Source organism: Micromonospora arborensis (assembly GCF_003205615.1).
GTDB lineage: Bacteria > Actinomycetota > Actinomycetes > Mycobacteriales > Micromonosporaceae > Micromonospora > Micromonospora arborensis.
The window spans coordinates 16,347-30,671 of the sequence record NZ_PYBV01000062.1; the positions used below are offsets into that span (position 1 = coordinate 16,347).

The following is a 14,325-nucleotide window of genomic DNA, read 5'->3' on the forward strand; positions in this document are numbered from 1 at the left end:
GCGGCAAGATGGCTGCTACCACTCGCGCCAAAGCATACTAGAACGATAGGAAATCATCAGCCGCAGTGAATGATTGAACGCCGGTGTCTCACTCCGCGACACCACCTGCCGAACCCATCCGATCCCGAACGAAACCTCCAAGCTCGTCGATGGCCGCCACCGCGAGCGGATGCGGCACGGCCGACTGCCAGCTGTGGGTCACCCGCGGCCAGCTGCGCAGAACAACCCCGGTGCCCAGATCCGCCAGCCGTCGCGCGAAGGCGCGCGAGTCGTCGACCAGCACCTCGTCCGCACCGACCTGTAGGAAGGTCGGCGGCAGTTTCGCCAGCTGCGCGTCCGAGGCTCGCAGCGGTGAAGCAGCCGGGTGGTCAGGGTCAGCGCCGTTCAGGTAGCAGGCTGCGGATCGGGCGGCGGCCTCCCGGCTGAAAACCGGGTCCGTCGCCGCGCACCGGTGATAAGAATCCGCCGCCTGCGTCAGGTCCAGCCAGCCGCAGAGCACTGCCAGGCCGGCAGGCTGTGGCGACTCGGTCGTGAGCAGAGCCGCAGCAGCAAGACCTCCGCCTGCCGACTGGCCGGACACGACAATCCGGTCCCGGGACGAGAATGCGTCGTACACGGCGACGGCGTCCTCGACCGCCGCCGGGAACGGATCCTCGGGCGCCAGCCGGTACGACGGCAGAGCCACCCGCACGCCTGCCCGGTGGGCCAGCTGGGCCGCGAACCCGACGGCCCCCTCCGGCGAACCTGCGCGATAGCCGCCACCGAAGAAATGCAGCACGGTACCCCGAACCGGTCCGGTGTCCGGCCGCACCACCAGCGTCCGGCGGCCGGCGACGACTTCCTCTTCGACCGTGGTCCCCGGCCGCGGCACGATCCGGCGGGCCAGCTCGTCGAGCGCCCGCCGGGTATCAAGGATGTGTTCCCTCGTCAGAGGTGGAGGGAGGTTCACGGGTGCAGATCGGCGAGTACCCGCGGCAGGTTCTGCGGCCGACGAGCCAGCTCCGGCGTGCCGGCGACATACAGAACGATCCGCGTGACGCCCGGCTGCAGATAGCGGGTGATCCGCTCCACACACCGGGCGGGGTCACCATGGATCCAGAGTTCGTCGACGATGTGATCGGGGATCGCCGCACCCGCACCGATCCGGTCGCCCGCGTCGGCCGCCCGCTTCGACACAGCGAGCTCGTCACCACGACCCAGCCAGCTGTGAAAGGCGTGGTACGGCGTCTGGTTGAGGATCCACCCGAGGAAACCGCGACCGGCAGCCCGCGCATGGTCGGCGTCACCGGTCGGGCAGACGAACAGCTTGACCACGGTCTCTCGACCCGGCAGCAACGACTGCACCGGCTCGAGCACCCGCGGCAGATCCGCAGCCGCGAGGAGATTCAGCACCACGCCGTCCGCGTCCTCGTAGCCGACCCGGACCATCTTCGGCCGCAGCGCTCCCACCAGCACCCGCGGCCGCTGTTCCGGCTTCGCGTCAAGCCGGAACCCCTGCACTGAGAACGTCTCGTAGTCCGCCGAGACGACCTCACCGGCCAGCGCCCGGCGCAGGAACCGCACCGTGTCACGAACGCGCGCGAGCGGCTGCCCGAACGGTACGCCGTTCAGCGCGGTGACATGCGCCGGCACCGATGAGCCGACGCCCAGCAACACTTCACCGCTGGTCAACTCCGCCAGCGCTCCGACCGTCTGCGCCAGTACGCCGGGACCGCGCGTACCGACTGGCACGACGCCCGTGCCGAGCGACAACCGCGGCTGCCAGGCGGCCGCCGCAGTCAGCGGGGTGAAGGCATCAGTGCCACCGCCTTCCCCGGTCCAGACATCGGTGTAGCCGAGATCCGGCAACGCCTGGATCAGCTCACGGGCCGCGGTCAGCGGCAGCCCGCTCAGTGGCAGGTTCACACCCCAGCTCGTCATGCTCGAACCAGCCCGCGTAGCCGCCGTACGGGACGCTCGACCAGGACGAACGAAGCCGCCGCGATGGCGACCGTGAACACCACGGTAACGGGGAACAGAATCCAGAACTGCGCGTGCCCGGCGGTCTGGCCGGTGATCCGTAGCCAGGCCTCAACGACGACCATGTGCCAGAGGAACAGCCCGTACGAGATCCGGCCGAGCGCACTCGGAATGCGGCCGGCGAGCAGTTTCGCCGGACCGTGGTCAGCGCGGAAGAGTAGCGGCAGGACCAGAGTGACCGCGATCACAAGGTAGAGCACGTGCTCCAGCAATGCCTCGACCACCGTCGGATAGCGCGCGGTCGTGCCGGTCAATGGCGTCGACACGGCGACGTACGCTACGAGCGCGACTCCCCAGCTCAGCCAAGGGCGTCGGCCGATGAGGACGGCAAGCCCAGGCGGCTCCGCTACTCGCGCCAGATGCGCGGACCAGGCGGCGAGCGCGATACCAGCGGCGAAGTAGCCCAGGTACTCCGGCAGCCAGAGCGCGAGCTTCGGGTACGGGCCCGCCGACGGCACATGCGTCAGGACCACCGTGCCCAGGTTGATGATCTCGAGTACCGCGAAGGCCAGCAGAATGCGGGCCGGTTGCACCACCAACCGGTGCAGAACGACGGCAAGCAACGGCAGCACGGCGTAGAACGCGACCTCGGTGGCCAGGCTCCAGGTCTGCGTGATCCCGAGCGGTATCCCCGTGTCCGAGTAGATATGCGTGAGCGTCAACGTCTGCACGACAGGCCACAGCGAGCCGTGCGTGCTCGAGGCAAAGGCGATCAGCGCGACGATCGCCACCAGCCAGTACGCCGGAAGAATCCGGAGCGCCCGGTGCCACAGATACACCCGCGCCGACGGAGGCGGCCTGTTGTCCAGCGCGGCGTCAGCCCACGGCCGGTACAGCAGCAGACCGGACAGCACGAAGAAGATCGGCACTCCGACCGTGAACCGGGACAACACCGGTCCGAGCGGGCCGCCGGTCCCGATCCCGAGCCAACTGGACGCAACCTGGCCCGTGTAGATACCAACGTGCAAGGCGATCACGAGCAGGGCAGCCACCGCCCGAAGTCCATCCAAGGCCGGGGCATATCTCCGGCTGGGATCGATCGGTACGACGACTCTCGCCACCGGCGCCTCAGACGTAACCATGGTCCACCTCCCCGGTCGCCCGGCCAGGAGCCTCAGACGAAGCCGCCGCCTGCCGTGTGACCGCGGTCAGCAACGGCAGCGACAGCACCGCGGCGATCAGAGCCAAACCGCCGCCGACAACCGCGACACCGACATCGACATGCGGGAACAGCCCGACCAGCGCGACGCCACCCGCGGCTCCGGCGTACAGGACTGCGCTGTTCCACGAACTCGACGTCGCACCGAGTGCGGGCCGCAGATTGAGCAGCAGAGTCTGGACATTGGAGCCGAAGGCACCACTGGCCACGAACCAGATGACGATGGCGGCCGCGGCGACGACCAGCGGTGCGCCGAAGGCAGCCACAACCGCGGCCACGCCGAGCAGCACCGACCAGATCGGGATCCAGAACGTGTCCTGCCTGCCGTTGGCGCGGGTCTTGTCGCCGATCCGGCCTGCCAGCAGCGCACCGACTGCACCGCCGATACCGACCAGAACCCCGATCAGGCCGAGCTCACCGACCGAGAGCCCGAACCGGTCGTGCAGCACCACACCGAGGAAGGTGTAGGCGCCCAGGTTCGCGGCTTGCAGGAAGAGCACCACGATGAGGGCCTGCCGCAACAACGTGTCCGACCAGACCGAGAACACCGAGCCCAGGTTGAGAGTCGCGCCCCGCGGCTTGCTCCCCCGGGTCTCGCGGTACACCAACGGCACCGTGATCACCGAGGCGGCAGCGATCACCCAGAACGCGACCCGCCAGCCCGAGACATCCGCAACCAACCCGGCGATCGGGATCCCGAGAACCTGACCGGCCGAGAACAACGCCAACCCGACACCGATCGCTCGACCGACCAGTCGTTCCGGCACGCTCTCCGCGATGTGCGCCCAGATCGAAGGCCCGGCCAGTCCGGCGCCGAGGGCACCGATCACCCGCGCCAGGATCAGCACCTCCAGGTTGCCGGCCAACGCGGCCAGCACGTTGCCGAGCAGGAACAGCACCGCACCCGCGACGATCGTCGGCTGCCGGCCGAACCGGTCGGACACCGCACCCAGGAACGGCGCGGTGATCGCATAGACGAGCGTGTACGCCGTCACGGTGATCGCGGCCGCGGTCTCGGAGACCTGGATGGACTCGGCGATCGTCGGCAGCAGCGGGGACACCAGGAACGTCTCGGTCCCGATCAGGAAGACGACCAGGTAGATACCGGCGAAGGACCGCCAGGGCACCCGATCCGGCGCGCCGGCGGGCTTGACCTGGGCATGATCGATGGACACGCCGTTCCTTTCGTCAGGCGGGGAAGACTGTGATGTGTCGATCGTGATGCTCCTGACCAGGGCTAGCCAGAACCCGGCTTATGCAGATACCCGCGCTATCAGGCTGGGCACCATCCCGAGATGGTCCAGGAACCGCTCGGCGAAGAGGTGGTGGCCCGCGGGCCCGGGGTGCAGTCGTTCGATCGACAGCGGCTCGAGCATCAGCTCGGCGTCAGACGGGCCGAAGATCTTCAGCCCGTCCAGGTAGTGCACATGCAGGTCCCCCGCTGCTCGCAGCAGCTCGACGGCCCGGGCGGTGCGGGCCCGGCAGTCCTCGATCGTCAGGCCCGACGGCCCGGCCACACTCTCGCGATCGGGAGCATAGATCGTCGACATCATCATCAGTGGAGTCACGGGATGGCGTTCGCGCACCGTCCGGACGAAGCCGATCACCGCGGCAGTGAAGGTCTCCGGACCCAGGCTGCCCAAGGCCTGACTGTTGATACCGACACAGGCGGTCAGGACCTCGGCGGGCAGATCACGCATCAGCCGGGCCGTCATCGGTTGCATATGGCAAGCAGCGCCCAGCGCGAGCGATGTCAGATCCCAGCCCGCGGACTCCGCGACCAACGCATGCCAGGCAGTGCTCGGACTCGCCGCACCACGCCCTTGGGAGATCGAGCTGCCGTAGTGCACCCACCGAGGCCGTCGCCGCTCGTCCGGCTGCCACCGGGTCTCGACCTCCAGCAGACGCAACCGAAACTGGTTGTACGTCGGCAACCACAGCTCGACCAGCCGATCACGTCGCTGACCCCCGAGCGGAACCTCGAACTCCTGGTCCCCGCCGTCCGCGCGGAGCCGGACCGTCCTCAGCAGCCGCCCGTCGACACGTACGTCCAGCCGAGGCCGCTCCTGCGGGCCATTGAGCACTGGCGCCGGATCGGCCTGATACCGGCACCGCAACCAACGGCTGTCGGACCGGAGGCTGATCCGGACCCCCGACGGCATCGCGGCCCGCCCGACCCCACCTTCCGGCAGATGCAGCTCAGCTTCCTCATAAGGCACTCGCCACGGCGCCCACCACAACGGCCGCCCATCGGGACCGGGCGGACCCGGCTGAACGGACACGGCGCCCCGGAACAGGACCGACGGATCCCCCACCGCGACACCCCGGGCGAGAGTTGACGCAGACATACCTGAATCGTCAGCGGCCCCGTCGGCCTTAGCCAGTCCCCCGAGATGCAGTGACCAGAACTATCACCGTAGGGGTCTGCCGCGCCAGTGGGCGATCCGTCCTCGCATCGCCGTGATCTGTCCGGGATCGGCGTCGTAGGCGGCGAATCGGCGGCCCGGGTACCGCTGCAGCAGGCCGAACAGATCGGCGAGTATCCGCCGGTCGGTGCGGCTGTCGCAGGCTTCCCGCCGCTGGCCTTCACCGCCACCGACAACAAGACCCTGATCGGAAGTGAACCCGACATCGCGGTCGCCGTTGCCGGAATTCTCGGCCTGCAACCGCAGCTGAGAACACCTCCTGGGAGAACCTGTTCGTCGGTCTGGACAGCGGTAAGTACGCCGTTGGGGCGCCCAACATCACGGTCACCGAGGAACGCAAGCAGAAGTACGACTTCGCCACGTACCGGCTGGACAACCTCGCGTTCGAGGCGAAGGAGGGGTCGAACTGGAAGGTGGCCGGCCCGAAGGACGTCGCGGGAAAGAAGATCGCGGTCGGCTCTGGCACCAACCAGGAGAAGATCCTCGTCGAGTGGAGCGTGGAGGCCAAGCGGCAGGGTCTGGCGCCGGTAGACATCAAGTACTACCAGACCAACCAGGCGACCTACCTGACACTGGGCTCCGGGCAGATCGATGCGTATCTCGGTCCCTACCCCGGTGTCGCCTACCATGTCGCTGTCGCTGTCGCCGGAGAGACGGGGATCATCGGGACCTACTCGGGCGCGGGAGCCGCACTGCAGGGCAAGATCGCCCTAACCACGAAAAAGGACAGCGGCCTGGTCACGGCCCTCGCTGCGGCGGTTGACGAGCTGATCCGCTCCGGCGACTACGCCAAGATCCTGGCCCGCTGGAACCTCGGCAACGAGACGACCACCAAGTCCGAGATCAACCCGCCGGGTCTGCCGATCGAGGGCAAATGACCGGCACGCACACCGACGAACTTCTGGACAACCCGGTGTGGGCCGCACTGACCGGCCCACACCGGGGGATCGCCGAGATACACGGTCGGGCAGCCCGTTACCAACCGGACGTCGCCCCGTTCACCTGCGTCAGTTCCGACGACGACCCCGATGTCTGGGACGACCTCGCCGCCCTGGTCGGGCCGGGCGCGGTGGTGGCCGTGACCGGGACCGCGGAACCGCTTCCCCGTGGCTGGACGGTCGACGCCGACATCGCCGGGGTGCAGATGATCGACGTCGAGGTCGACGCGGCCGACGACCCGGAGGCGGTGCGGCTGACCGCCTCCGATCTACCGGAGATGGTCTCCCTGATCGCGCGCACCCAACCGGGGCCGTTCCTGCCCCGGACCGTCGAACTCGGCACCTATCTGGGCCTTCGACGGGACGGGGCACTTGTCGCGATGGCCGGCGAGCGGGTGCACCCGCCGGGCTGGACGGAGATCAGCGCGGTCTGCACCGCCCCTGAGGTCCGCGGTCAGGGCCTGGCAACCCGGCTGGTCCAGGCCGTCGCGGCCGGCATCCGCGCTCGGGGTGAGCGGCCCTTCCTGCACGCGGCCGCCAGCAACACCACGGCGATCCGGCTGTACGAGTCGATCGGTTTCACGCTGCGGCGCCACACCACGTTCCGCGCGGTTCGCGTACCGGATCGGCTCCCGGCGGATCGTCGGTCCACGGTCTGATCGGGTCTGTCCCTGCACCTGACAGCCGCACTGCGCCAGAAACCACGGCCGGGCTGATCGACGTCGAGCGTTCGCGTCGCGTCGGCGAGGATCTTCTCCGGACCGTGGCGGTCCCCTCAGCTCGACGCCGTGGTGAGCTGGCGCCACGCCGCCCGCCGAAGCGCCTGTTGGGCCGGGTCGGCAACCGGTGCCGCCGCCAACAGCCGCGACGTGTACGGGTGCCGGGGCGCGCGCAGCACATCGTCCGCTGGGCCCTCCTCCACGACCCGGCCGCGGTGCAGCACCGCCACCCGGTCGGCGAGTTGCTCGACCACTGCCAGGTCATGGCTGATGAACAGGCAGGAGAAGCCGAACTGGCTCTGTAGCGACCGGAGCAGTTCCAGGATCCGCGCCTGCACCGACACGTCCAGGGCGCTGGTGGGCTCGTCCGCGATCAACAGTGCCGGGTTCAGGGCGATGGCGCGCGCGATGGCCACCCGCTGCCGTTGCCCACCCGACATCTCGTACGGGTGGCGGCCACGCAGGCGCGACGGCAGCTCGACCGCGTCCAGCAACTCGTTGACGCGGTGGCGTTGCGCGTCCGGGCGCAGATCGGTGTGCAGCGACAACGGCTCGGCGATGCTCGCGCCGGCCGTCCGGCGGGGGTTCAGGGACGACGCCGGATCCTGGAAGACGATGCCGAGCTGCGAGCGGAACGTGCGCAGTTCACGGCGGGAGGCGTGCCCCACGTCGACGCCAGCGACGGTCACTGTGCCGGCAGTCACCGGTACGAGGCCGGCAATCGCCCGGCCGAGGGTCGACTTGCCGGAGCCTGATTCGCCGACCAGGGCTACCAGTTCACCCTGGCCGATGTGTAACGAGACGCCGTCCACGGCCCGGACCGGCCGGCCGCGCCGCCTTCCCGGGTAGTCGACGACGACGTTGCGGAGAAGTACGACGGGCGTCGTACCGGCCGACGTGTCGAGCGGTCGCGGCTCGTGCGCCGGCGGCGTCGCCGGTTCCGGCTCGGCGAGCCGCAGCTCCGGCAACGTGGGTACGGCGTGCAGCAACGCCCGGGTGTACTCGTGCCGCGGCGCGGCGAAGAGTTGGGCGGCGGGCGCCTGCTCGACGACCTGACCGTCGCGCAGCACCACCACGTCGTCGGCGACGTCGGCCACCACGCCCATGTCGTGGGTGATGAGGAGGACGGCCATGTCGAGTCGGGTGCGCAGGTCGCGGAGCAGGTCGAGGATGCCGGCCTGGACAGTCACGTCCAGCGCGGTGGTCGGCTCGTCCGCGATGAGCAGGACCGGGTCACAACTGATGGCCATCGCGATCATTGCTCGCTGGAGTTGACCCCCGGACAGTTCGTGCGGGTACGACCGCGCCACCCGCGCGGGGTCGTCCAGACCGACGGTGGCGAGCAACTCCAGAAGCCGGGCGGTGGCCGCGGAGCGGCTCACCGGGCGGTGCGCCCGGATCGCCTCGGCGACCTGGTCACCGATGGTGAAGACCGGGTTGAGCGCGGCCATCGGCTCCTGGAAGATCGTGCCGATCCGGCCGCCGCGCACCTCCCGCAGCAGGCTCGGCTCGGCACCGATCAGCTCGGCGCCGTCGAGGGTGATGCTGCCGCTGACCCGCGCGGTGGCGGGGAGCAGGCCCAGGGCGGCCATCGCGGTGACGCTCTTGCCCGAGCCTGATTCGCCGACCAGGGCGAGGACCTGGCCGCCGTGCAGCTCGAACGACGCGTTGCGGACCGCGGGGTGCGTGTCGCCATCCACCTCGAATTCCACGGCCAGCCCGGCCACCGCGAGCAGCGGCGACCGGGTGGCCTTCGTGAGGTGTGGCTCCGTGGGGGACACCGTCATCCCTGCTTCAGCGATACCTTCAGATAGTTCGGGTAGGCCGGGAAGGACGGCACGAAGAAGTTCTGCACCTTCGACCCATGCAGGAACGAGTTCTTCGTGTAGGTCAGCGGCACCACCGGCGCGTCCTGCAGGATGCGCTTGTCTGCCTGCGCCCACAGCGCCTGTGCCTTCGCCGGGTCGGTCTCCGCCGTGGCCTGCTCGATGAGCGCGTCGACCTCGGGCTGCGAGTAGCGGGCGCTGTTGTAGCCACCGCCGCCGATCTCGCTGGATGCGAACAGCGGCTGGATGTTGCCGTTGGCGCTGGGGAAGTCCGGCTGCCAGCTGGCGACGGTCAGGTCGTAGTCACCCTTGTCACCACTCACCTCGGCGGTCCAGGCCTCCTCGTCCACCGGCTTGATGGTCACCGCGATACCCACGCGCTGCAGTCCCTGCTGGATGGCCTGGGACTTGGCGAGGTTCGGCTGGTCGTTCTCGGACAGCAGCGTGAGCTTCAGGCCGCTCTGCCCCGCCTCGCCGAGCAGTTGCTTGGCCTTGGCGACGTCGCCCGACGGGTCGGCGGGGTAGAGGTTGTAGTCGACCCGCCCGGCAACGCCGGGGGTGATCAACGTGCTGGCCAGGTCGCCACCGATGGCACCGCCGGAGGCGACCTGGTAGGCGCGCTTGTCCACGGCGTACTGGATGGCCTGGCGGACCTTGACGTCCTTCAACGGCCCTCGCTGGGTGTTGAGCGCCAGGTACGACAGCGCTCCGGCGTCCGAGGTGACCAGCCGCTGCTTCGCGCTGGCGTTCTGCTCGATCTGCGCGAGCTGGGCGGGCGCAACGAAGCCGGCGCCGAAGGCGGAGCGGTCGTCACCGGAGTCGGCGATCAGCCGCTGCGATTGGACCGTGGTGTCCTGGCCGAGCTGGAAGACGACGTTGTCGGGTCCGGCGGTGCGGACCTGGTCGGTCGCCGCGTCCCAGTTCGGGTTGCGGGAGAGCTTGACCGAGACACCCTGCTGGTACGACTCCACCTGGTAGGGGCCGGACGCGACAGGAGTCTGGCTGTACTTCTTCGGGTCGTCCTTCGCCTTCGGAACGGGGGCGAACGCCGGCATGGAGGCGATCCACGGCCAGTCGCCGTACGCCGTCTTGAGGTGGAAGACGATGGTCTTCGCGTCGGGGGTCTCGACGGAGGCCAGGTCCGCTCCGGAGTACGGCCCCTTGTACTCGGTGCCGCCCACGAGCAGGCTCTTGTGGTAGCCGAGGCCGCCGGAGAGTTCGGGCGCGAAGGAGCGCTCGATGCCGTACTTGACGTCGGCGGCGGTGATCGCAGCGCCGTCGGCGTACTTGAGACCGTCCTTCAGGGTGAAGGTCCAGGTCTTGCCGCCGTCGGTGGTCTTACCGGTGTCCGTCGCCAGATCGGGGACCACCTGCGCCGGCTTGCCCGGCTGGACCTCCCAGGTGGTGAGCCGGCGCAGGACCAGGCCCAGGGTGGTGATCGCCAGGTTCTGGCTCTTCGCGGGGTCGAAGTTGATGTCGCTGGCGGCGTTGAGGATGGTCAAAGTCCCACCCTTCTCGGTGCCCCCGGTCGATCCGCCGGCGTCCGGCGTGACGTCCGGGTTCGCGTTGCATCCGGTCAGGGCGAGTACGACTGCGAGCGCGAGCGCGCTGCGTCTTTTCATCAGTGCCTTACCTTTCGATGATTGGCGCATCAGGGCGCCGCTCTTGGGTCGAGGACGCCGTAGACCAGGTCCACGAGGAAGTTCGCGAGGATGATGAGGAACGCGGAGAAGAGAGTGACCCCGATGATCAGCGGAAGGTCGACGTTGCCGACCGCGTCCAGCAGCAGGGCGCCCAGGCCGGGCATGCTGAAGACCCGCTCGGCGATGACCGCGCCGCCGAGCAGCGACCCGAGGTCGATGCCGAAGACGGTGACCACCGGGATGAGGACGTTGCGCAGGGCGTGCCGGCCGACGACCCGCCGTTCGCGCAGCCCTTTGGCGCGGGCCGTGCGGATGTAGTCCTCGCCCAGCACGTCGAGCATCTGACCTCGGGTCAGCCGGGCGTAGACCGCCGCGGAGATCAGGGCGAGCACACACCAGGGCAGCACCAGGTGCCACAGCCAGCCCACCGGATCCTCGGTCAGCGGCACGTACCCGTTGACCGGCACCATGTTGAGGGTGAAGCCGAACAGCAGGATGCCGAGCAGACCGACCAGGTAGCTGGGAGCGGAGACACCGATCGTGGAGAACGTCATCGCTGCCCGGTCGATCGCGGTGCCCCTGCGGACGGCCGAGATGACTCCGGTGCCGACGCCGATGATCAGCCAAAGCACGGCGGCGCCGACGGCGATGGAGAAGGTGACCGGGATGCGTTCCAGGATGAGGTGGGTGACCGATTCGTTGAGCTGGAAGGAGTACCCGAAGCAGGGCGCCGCGCAGTGCACGGCGGCAGCTCCGGAGCCGAAGGTGCGGCCGGTGACGATCCCGCCGAGGAAGGCCAGATACTGCTGCACCCAGGGCTGGTCGTAGCCCATGAAGGCGCGCGCGTCGGCGAGCCGTTCGGGTGTGCAGGGTCGACCGCAGGAGAGCTGCGCCGGGTCGCTGGGCAGCAGGACGAACACCGCGTACGTGATCAGACTGATCACGAGCAGGGTGGCGATCATGCTGACGAGGCGTCCGGAGACCAGACGGAGGAGTCTCATCGCCGCAGCCCTCGCGTCTTCGGGTCGAATGCGTCGCGCAGGCCGTCGCCGAGCAGGTTGAAGGCGAGCGTCGCGAGGAAGAGCGCCCCGCCGGGAAAGACGAGGAACATTGGGTCGGTCTGGACCCAGCCGATCGCGTCGCCGATCGAGCGGCCCCACGCGGGGGTCGGCGGCGGCACCCCGACACCGAGGAAGGAGAGCGCGGCCTCAGCCCCGATCATCGAAGGGATCATGATCGTGGAGTAGACGATGATCGTGGCGGTGAGGTTGGGGAGTAGTTGCCGCACGAGCACGTGCCATCCACCCGCACCGAGTGCGACCGAGGCCACCACGAATGTGCGCCGCTTCAACGCCAGCGTCTGACCACGGACCACCCGCGCGATCGAGGGCCAGCTGAAGATCGCGAGGACGCCGACGAGGAGCAGTGGCTTCGGGAGGCTGGTCGGCGCGATGGCGCCGAGCGCGATCACGAAGATCAGGTACGGGAAACCGAGCAGCACGTCGATGGTCCGGGTGACGACGCGGTCGTACCAGCCGCCGTAGAAGCCGGCGGTGAGGCCGACGACCACTCCGAGCAGCACCGAGACGGCGGTGGCCCCGGCACCGACGAGGATGGAGGTGCGGGCACCGTGGACCACGATCGCGAACAGGTCCCGTCCGGTCATCGGCTCCACCCCGAACCAGTGCTGGGCGCTGATTCCGCCGCCGAAGCCCTTCGGCGCCCCGGAGTCCGACAGGGCGTCAAGGTCGTACGTGTAGGGGTCCTGACCCGCTATCGCGCTGAGCAGTGGGGCGGCGGCCGCGGCGACGAGGAAGAAGGCCACGCCGCCGGCTCCGCCCAGCGCCCAACGATCGGCGGCCAGACGGCGCCAGAGGTGGCGGGCAGTTGTGCTGCGGGCCTGGCTCGGTGGTCGGGTCGGAGCCGGCGGCGCGAGATGAGTGTCGGCGGACACGTTGGTTCCTTACGGGGTCCAGGGATGGGTGGGCCGGGGATCTCAGCGCTCCCGACAGCACTTCCTGCCCACGCTGACCCCTCTCGGTGCTCGTTCCGGTAGCTGGAGACCGTTACCGGTCGATGCCACACCGCGCGGCTCGGCAGCCGCAGCGACCATGTTCCGTGAGCCGCGCCGGGAAAATCCAGGACTAGAGACCTACAACACAGACCGGATTAGTAGGGAATTGTTGAGCTCCCCGCTCAACCTGGCCGGTCCACGTCAGCGGCTGGGGTGCCACCCGAGCACGGGGCCAAGCCGGGTCGCCATGTCGGTGAGGATCTGCGCGTAGTCGGCCGGCGTGAAGGTGAAGGGCAGGGCGAACGCAACCTCGTCGACCTCGCGGAACGCGACATTGTCGAGCAGCCGTTCGGCGATCAGCTCCGACGGGCCGGCGAGGTCGGGGGCAAACATCATCCGGGCCGGCCCCTGGGGTGACGCCGTTCGAGGCGTGCGTTGGTGGGCGTACTCCTCGTAGCGGGCACGTTGGGTCGGTGTGGCTGTGTCGGTGGGGATGACGACGAGCCCCTGCGAGACACGAGCCCGTTCGCCGTCCGGGTGGTGGGCGCGAAACGTCCGGATGTGCGAGAGCTGGATCTCGGCGAAGTCGGTTGACTCCTCGGCCTTGACCACGCTGCTGGTGAGCAGGTTCATGCCCTGCTCGCCGGCCCAGCGAGCGGAGCTGAGGCTGCCGGCGCCGTACCACATCCGGGCGGCCAGGCCGGGGGAGTGCGGTTGCACTCGGCGGGAAAACTGCTCGAAACCCTCGGAGCCCTCGACGTCGCTGGCCGGCTCGCCGCGAACGAGGTCGAGCAGCCGTCGTACCCGCGTGTAGCTGAAATCCTCCGCCTCGGCGGTGTCCGGGTAGAGCGAACGGCGGACCCGGTCGTAGTGCATCGGTGGGCCGACGCTCACCCCGGGGTTGAGGCGCCCGCCGGAGAGGATGTCGACAGTGGCCAGGTCCTCGGCCAGCCGCAGTGGGTTCTCCCAGCCGAGCGGGATGACCGCGGTGCCGAGCTCGATGTGCCGGGTCCGCTGTGAGGCCGCCGCCAGGACGGCGATCGGTGAGGAGATGCCGTACTGGAGGTGGCGGTGGCGTACCCAGGTGCTGTCGAAGCCGAGTTGCTCGCCCAACTCGATGAGCTGGAGTGAACGGTGACCTCTTCCTTCCGTGGCGGAAGACGCGTGCGGAGGTGCCGGCCGGTGCAGGTGAGGTGTATGTCGCGCGCGATGCGGAGATGGAGCGGCGCTGGGACGATGTCGGGTATTCGCTCATGGAACACGCTGAGGGACCGTTCTCGGTGCTCTACGAGTTTGCCAGCCAGCCTGCGGTCGAGATTCAGCTCCATGAGGACCCCTGCGAACGAAGGGGTTTCGGCTTCGAGCCGTACCCCGCCACGCTGGTCACCGTCGGCTTGTCGCTCGTCACCATCGTGACGCCGGACGCGGACAGCCCCTTCAGCCGAGGGTTACTCAACGCCCTCAAGCAGGCGCTGATCAGTCAGACACATCGCTGATCTTCCCGCTGCCACCCGCTCGACGCCCTCCTGCCGGCTCGTGTGCGCGAATCTGCCGAGAGGCGGATTCGCGTTGCATGCTGCA

Annotated in this window: 14 protein-coding genes and 1 pseudogene; 3 read left to right on the forward strand and 12 right to left on the reverse strand. The window is 69.0% G+C overall.

Features of this window, described 5'->3' with window-relative positions; genetic code table 11:
• Window positions 1-88: 88 nt before the first annotated feature.
• The 7 genes and pseudogenes from C7C45_RS31770 to C7C45_RS34310 all read right to left on the reverse strand — a co-directional run bounded on the left by C7C45_RS31770 (window position 89) and on the right by C7C45_RS34310 (window position 5,844).
• Complete coding sequence (locus C7C45_RS31770) at window positions 89-949, reverse strand: alpha/beta hydrolase fold domain-containing protein (RefSeq protein WP_167454900.1); 861 nt, start codon at window positions 947-949, stop codon at window positions 89-91.
• Entirely contained in the window at window positions 946-1,920 is a 975-nt protein-coding gene (locus C7C45_RS31775; RefSeq protein WP_110568432.1) for an LLM class F420-dependent oxidoreductase, read from the reverse strand. The genes C7C45_RS31770 and C7C45_RS31775 overlap by 4 nt, the downstream gene beginning before the upstream one ends.
• Window positions 1,917-3,101, reverse strand: a complete 1,185-nt coding sequence (locus C7C45_RS31780; protein WP_110568433.1) for an acyltransferase family protein — start codon at window positions 3,099-3,101, stop codon at window positions 1,917-1,919. Before C7C45_RS31780 ends, C7C45_RS31775 begins: the two co-directional genes overlap by 4 nt.
• Entirely contained in the window at window positions 3,088-4,353 is a 1,266-nt protein-coding gene (locus tag C7C45_RS31785; RefSeq protein ID WP_167454902.1) for an MFS transporter, read from the reverse strand. Before C7C45_RS31785 ends, C7C45_RS31780 begins: the two co-directional genes overlap by 14 nt.
• Before the next feature lie 78 nt (window positions 4,354-4,431).
• Complete coding sequence (locus C7C45_RS34595) at window positions 4,432-5,088, reverse strand: GDSL-type esterase/lipase family protein (RefSeq protein WP_208641482.1); 657 nt, start codon at window positions 5,086-5,088, stop codon at window positions 4,432-4,434.
• A 6-nt stretch (window positions 5,089-5,094) separates the two neighbouring features.
• Window positions 5,095-5,526, reverse strand: a pseudogene (locus C7C45_RS35960) (hypothetical protein); the annotation flags it as partial.
• 63 nt (window positions 5,527-5,589) lie between these two features.
• Window positions 5,590-5,844, reverse strand: a complete 255-nt coding sequence (locus C7C45_RS34310) for a hypothetical protein (protein ID WP_167454895.1) — start codon at window positions 5,842-5,844, stop codon at window positions 5,590-5,592.
• Window positions 5,845-5,885: 41 nt separating this feature from the next.
• Between C7C45_RS34310 and C7C45_RS31795 the strand changes: the two genes are divergently transcribed.
• Both C7C45_RS31795 and C7C45_RS31800 read left to right on the forward strand, forming a co-directional pair.
• Window positions 5,886-6,482: a transporter substrate-binding domain-containing protein gene (locus C7C45_RS31795; protein ID WP_244200677.1), complete on the forward strand. Its 597-nt coding sequence runs from the start codon at window positions 5,886-5,888 to the stop codon at window positions 6,480-6,482.
• Entirely contained in the window at window positions 6,479-7,201 is a 723-nt protein-coding gene (locus C7C45_RS31800) for a GNAT family N-acetyltransferase (protein ID WP_110568439.1), read from the forward strand. The genes C7C45_RS31795 and C7C45_RS31800 overlap by 4 nt, the downstream gene beginning before the upstream one ends.
• Before the next feature lie 116 nt (window positions 7,202-7,317).
• Here the strand turns inward: C7C45_RS31800 and C7C45_RS31805 are convergent, their stop codons facing one another.
• The 5 genes from C7C45_RS31805 to C7C45_RS31825 form a co-directional block, all read right to left on the reverse strand.
• Window positions 7,318-9,042 carry a dipeptide ABC transporter ATP-binding protein gene (locus C7C45_RS31805; protein ID WP_244200674.1) on the reverse strand — a complete coding sequence of 575 codons (1,725 nt, stop codon included), beginning with the start codon at window positions 9,040-9,042 and terminating at the stop codon, window positions 7,318-7,320.
• A gap of 2 nt (window positions 9,043-9,044) precedes the next feature.
• A complete protein-coding gene (locus tag C7C45_RS31810) occupies window positions 9,045-10,709 on the reverse strand; it encodes an ABC transporter substrate-binding protein (protein ID WP_110568443.1) in 1,665 nt (554 codons plus the stop codon).
• Window positions 10,710-10,738: 29 nt separating this feature from the next.
• Entirely contained in the window at window positions 10,739-11,731 is a 993-nt protein-coding gene (locus tag C7C45_RS31815; RefSeq protein ID WP_110568445.1) for an ABC transporter permease, read from the reverse strand.
• Window positions 11,728-12,684, reverse strand: a complete 957-nt coding sequence (locus C7C45_RS31820; RefSeq protein ID WP_110568447.1) for an ABC transporter permease — start codon at window positions 12,682-12,684, stop codon at window positions 11,728-11,730. Before C7C45_RS31820 ends, C7C45_RS31815 begins: the two co-directional genes overlap by 4 nt.
• 261 nt (window positions 12,685-12,945) lie before the next feature.
• Window positions 12,946-13,857, reverse strand: a complete 912-nt coding sequence (locus tag C7C45_RS31825) for an LLM class flavin-dependent oxidoreductase (protein ID WP_244200675.1) — start codon at window positions 13,855-13,857, stop codon at window positions 12,946-12,948.
• Window positions 13,858-13,871: 14 nt separating this feature from the next.
• Here C7C45_RS31825 and C7C45_RS31830 point away from each other — a divergent pair, with 14 nt between their 5' ends.
• Window positions 13,872-14,240, forward strand: coding sequence for a hypothetical protein (locus C7C45_RS31830; RefSeq protein WP_110568451.1), 369 nt, complete (start codon window positions 13,872-13,874; stop codon window positions 14,238-14,240).
• The last annotated feature ends 85 nt before the right edge of the window (window positions 14,241-14,325 follow it).

Bases quoted from the DNA above. Each gene is read 5' to 3' on its own strand.
- C7C45_RS31775 (WP_110568432.1), bottom strand. From the start codon at position 1,920: ATGACGAGCTGGGGTGTGAACCTGCCACTGAGCGGGCTGCCGCTGACC.
- C7C45_RS31780 (WP_110568433.1), bottom strand. From the start codon at position 3,101: ATGGTTACGTCTGAGGCGCCGGTGGCGAGAGTCGTCGTACCGATCGAT.
- C7C45_RS31800 (WP_110568439.1), top strand. From the start codon at position 6,479: ATGACCGGCACGCACACCGACGAACTTCTGGACAACCCGGTGTGGGCC.
- C7C45_RS31810 (WP_110568443.1), bottom strand. From the start codon at position 10,709: ATGAAAAGACGCAGCGCGCTCGCGCTCGCAGTCGTACTCGCCCTGACC.
- C7C45_RS31815 (WP_110568445.1), bottom strand. From the start codon at position 11,731: ATGAGACTCCTCCGTCTGGTCTCCGGACGCCTCGTCAGCATGATCGCC.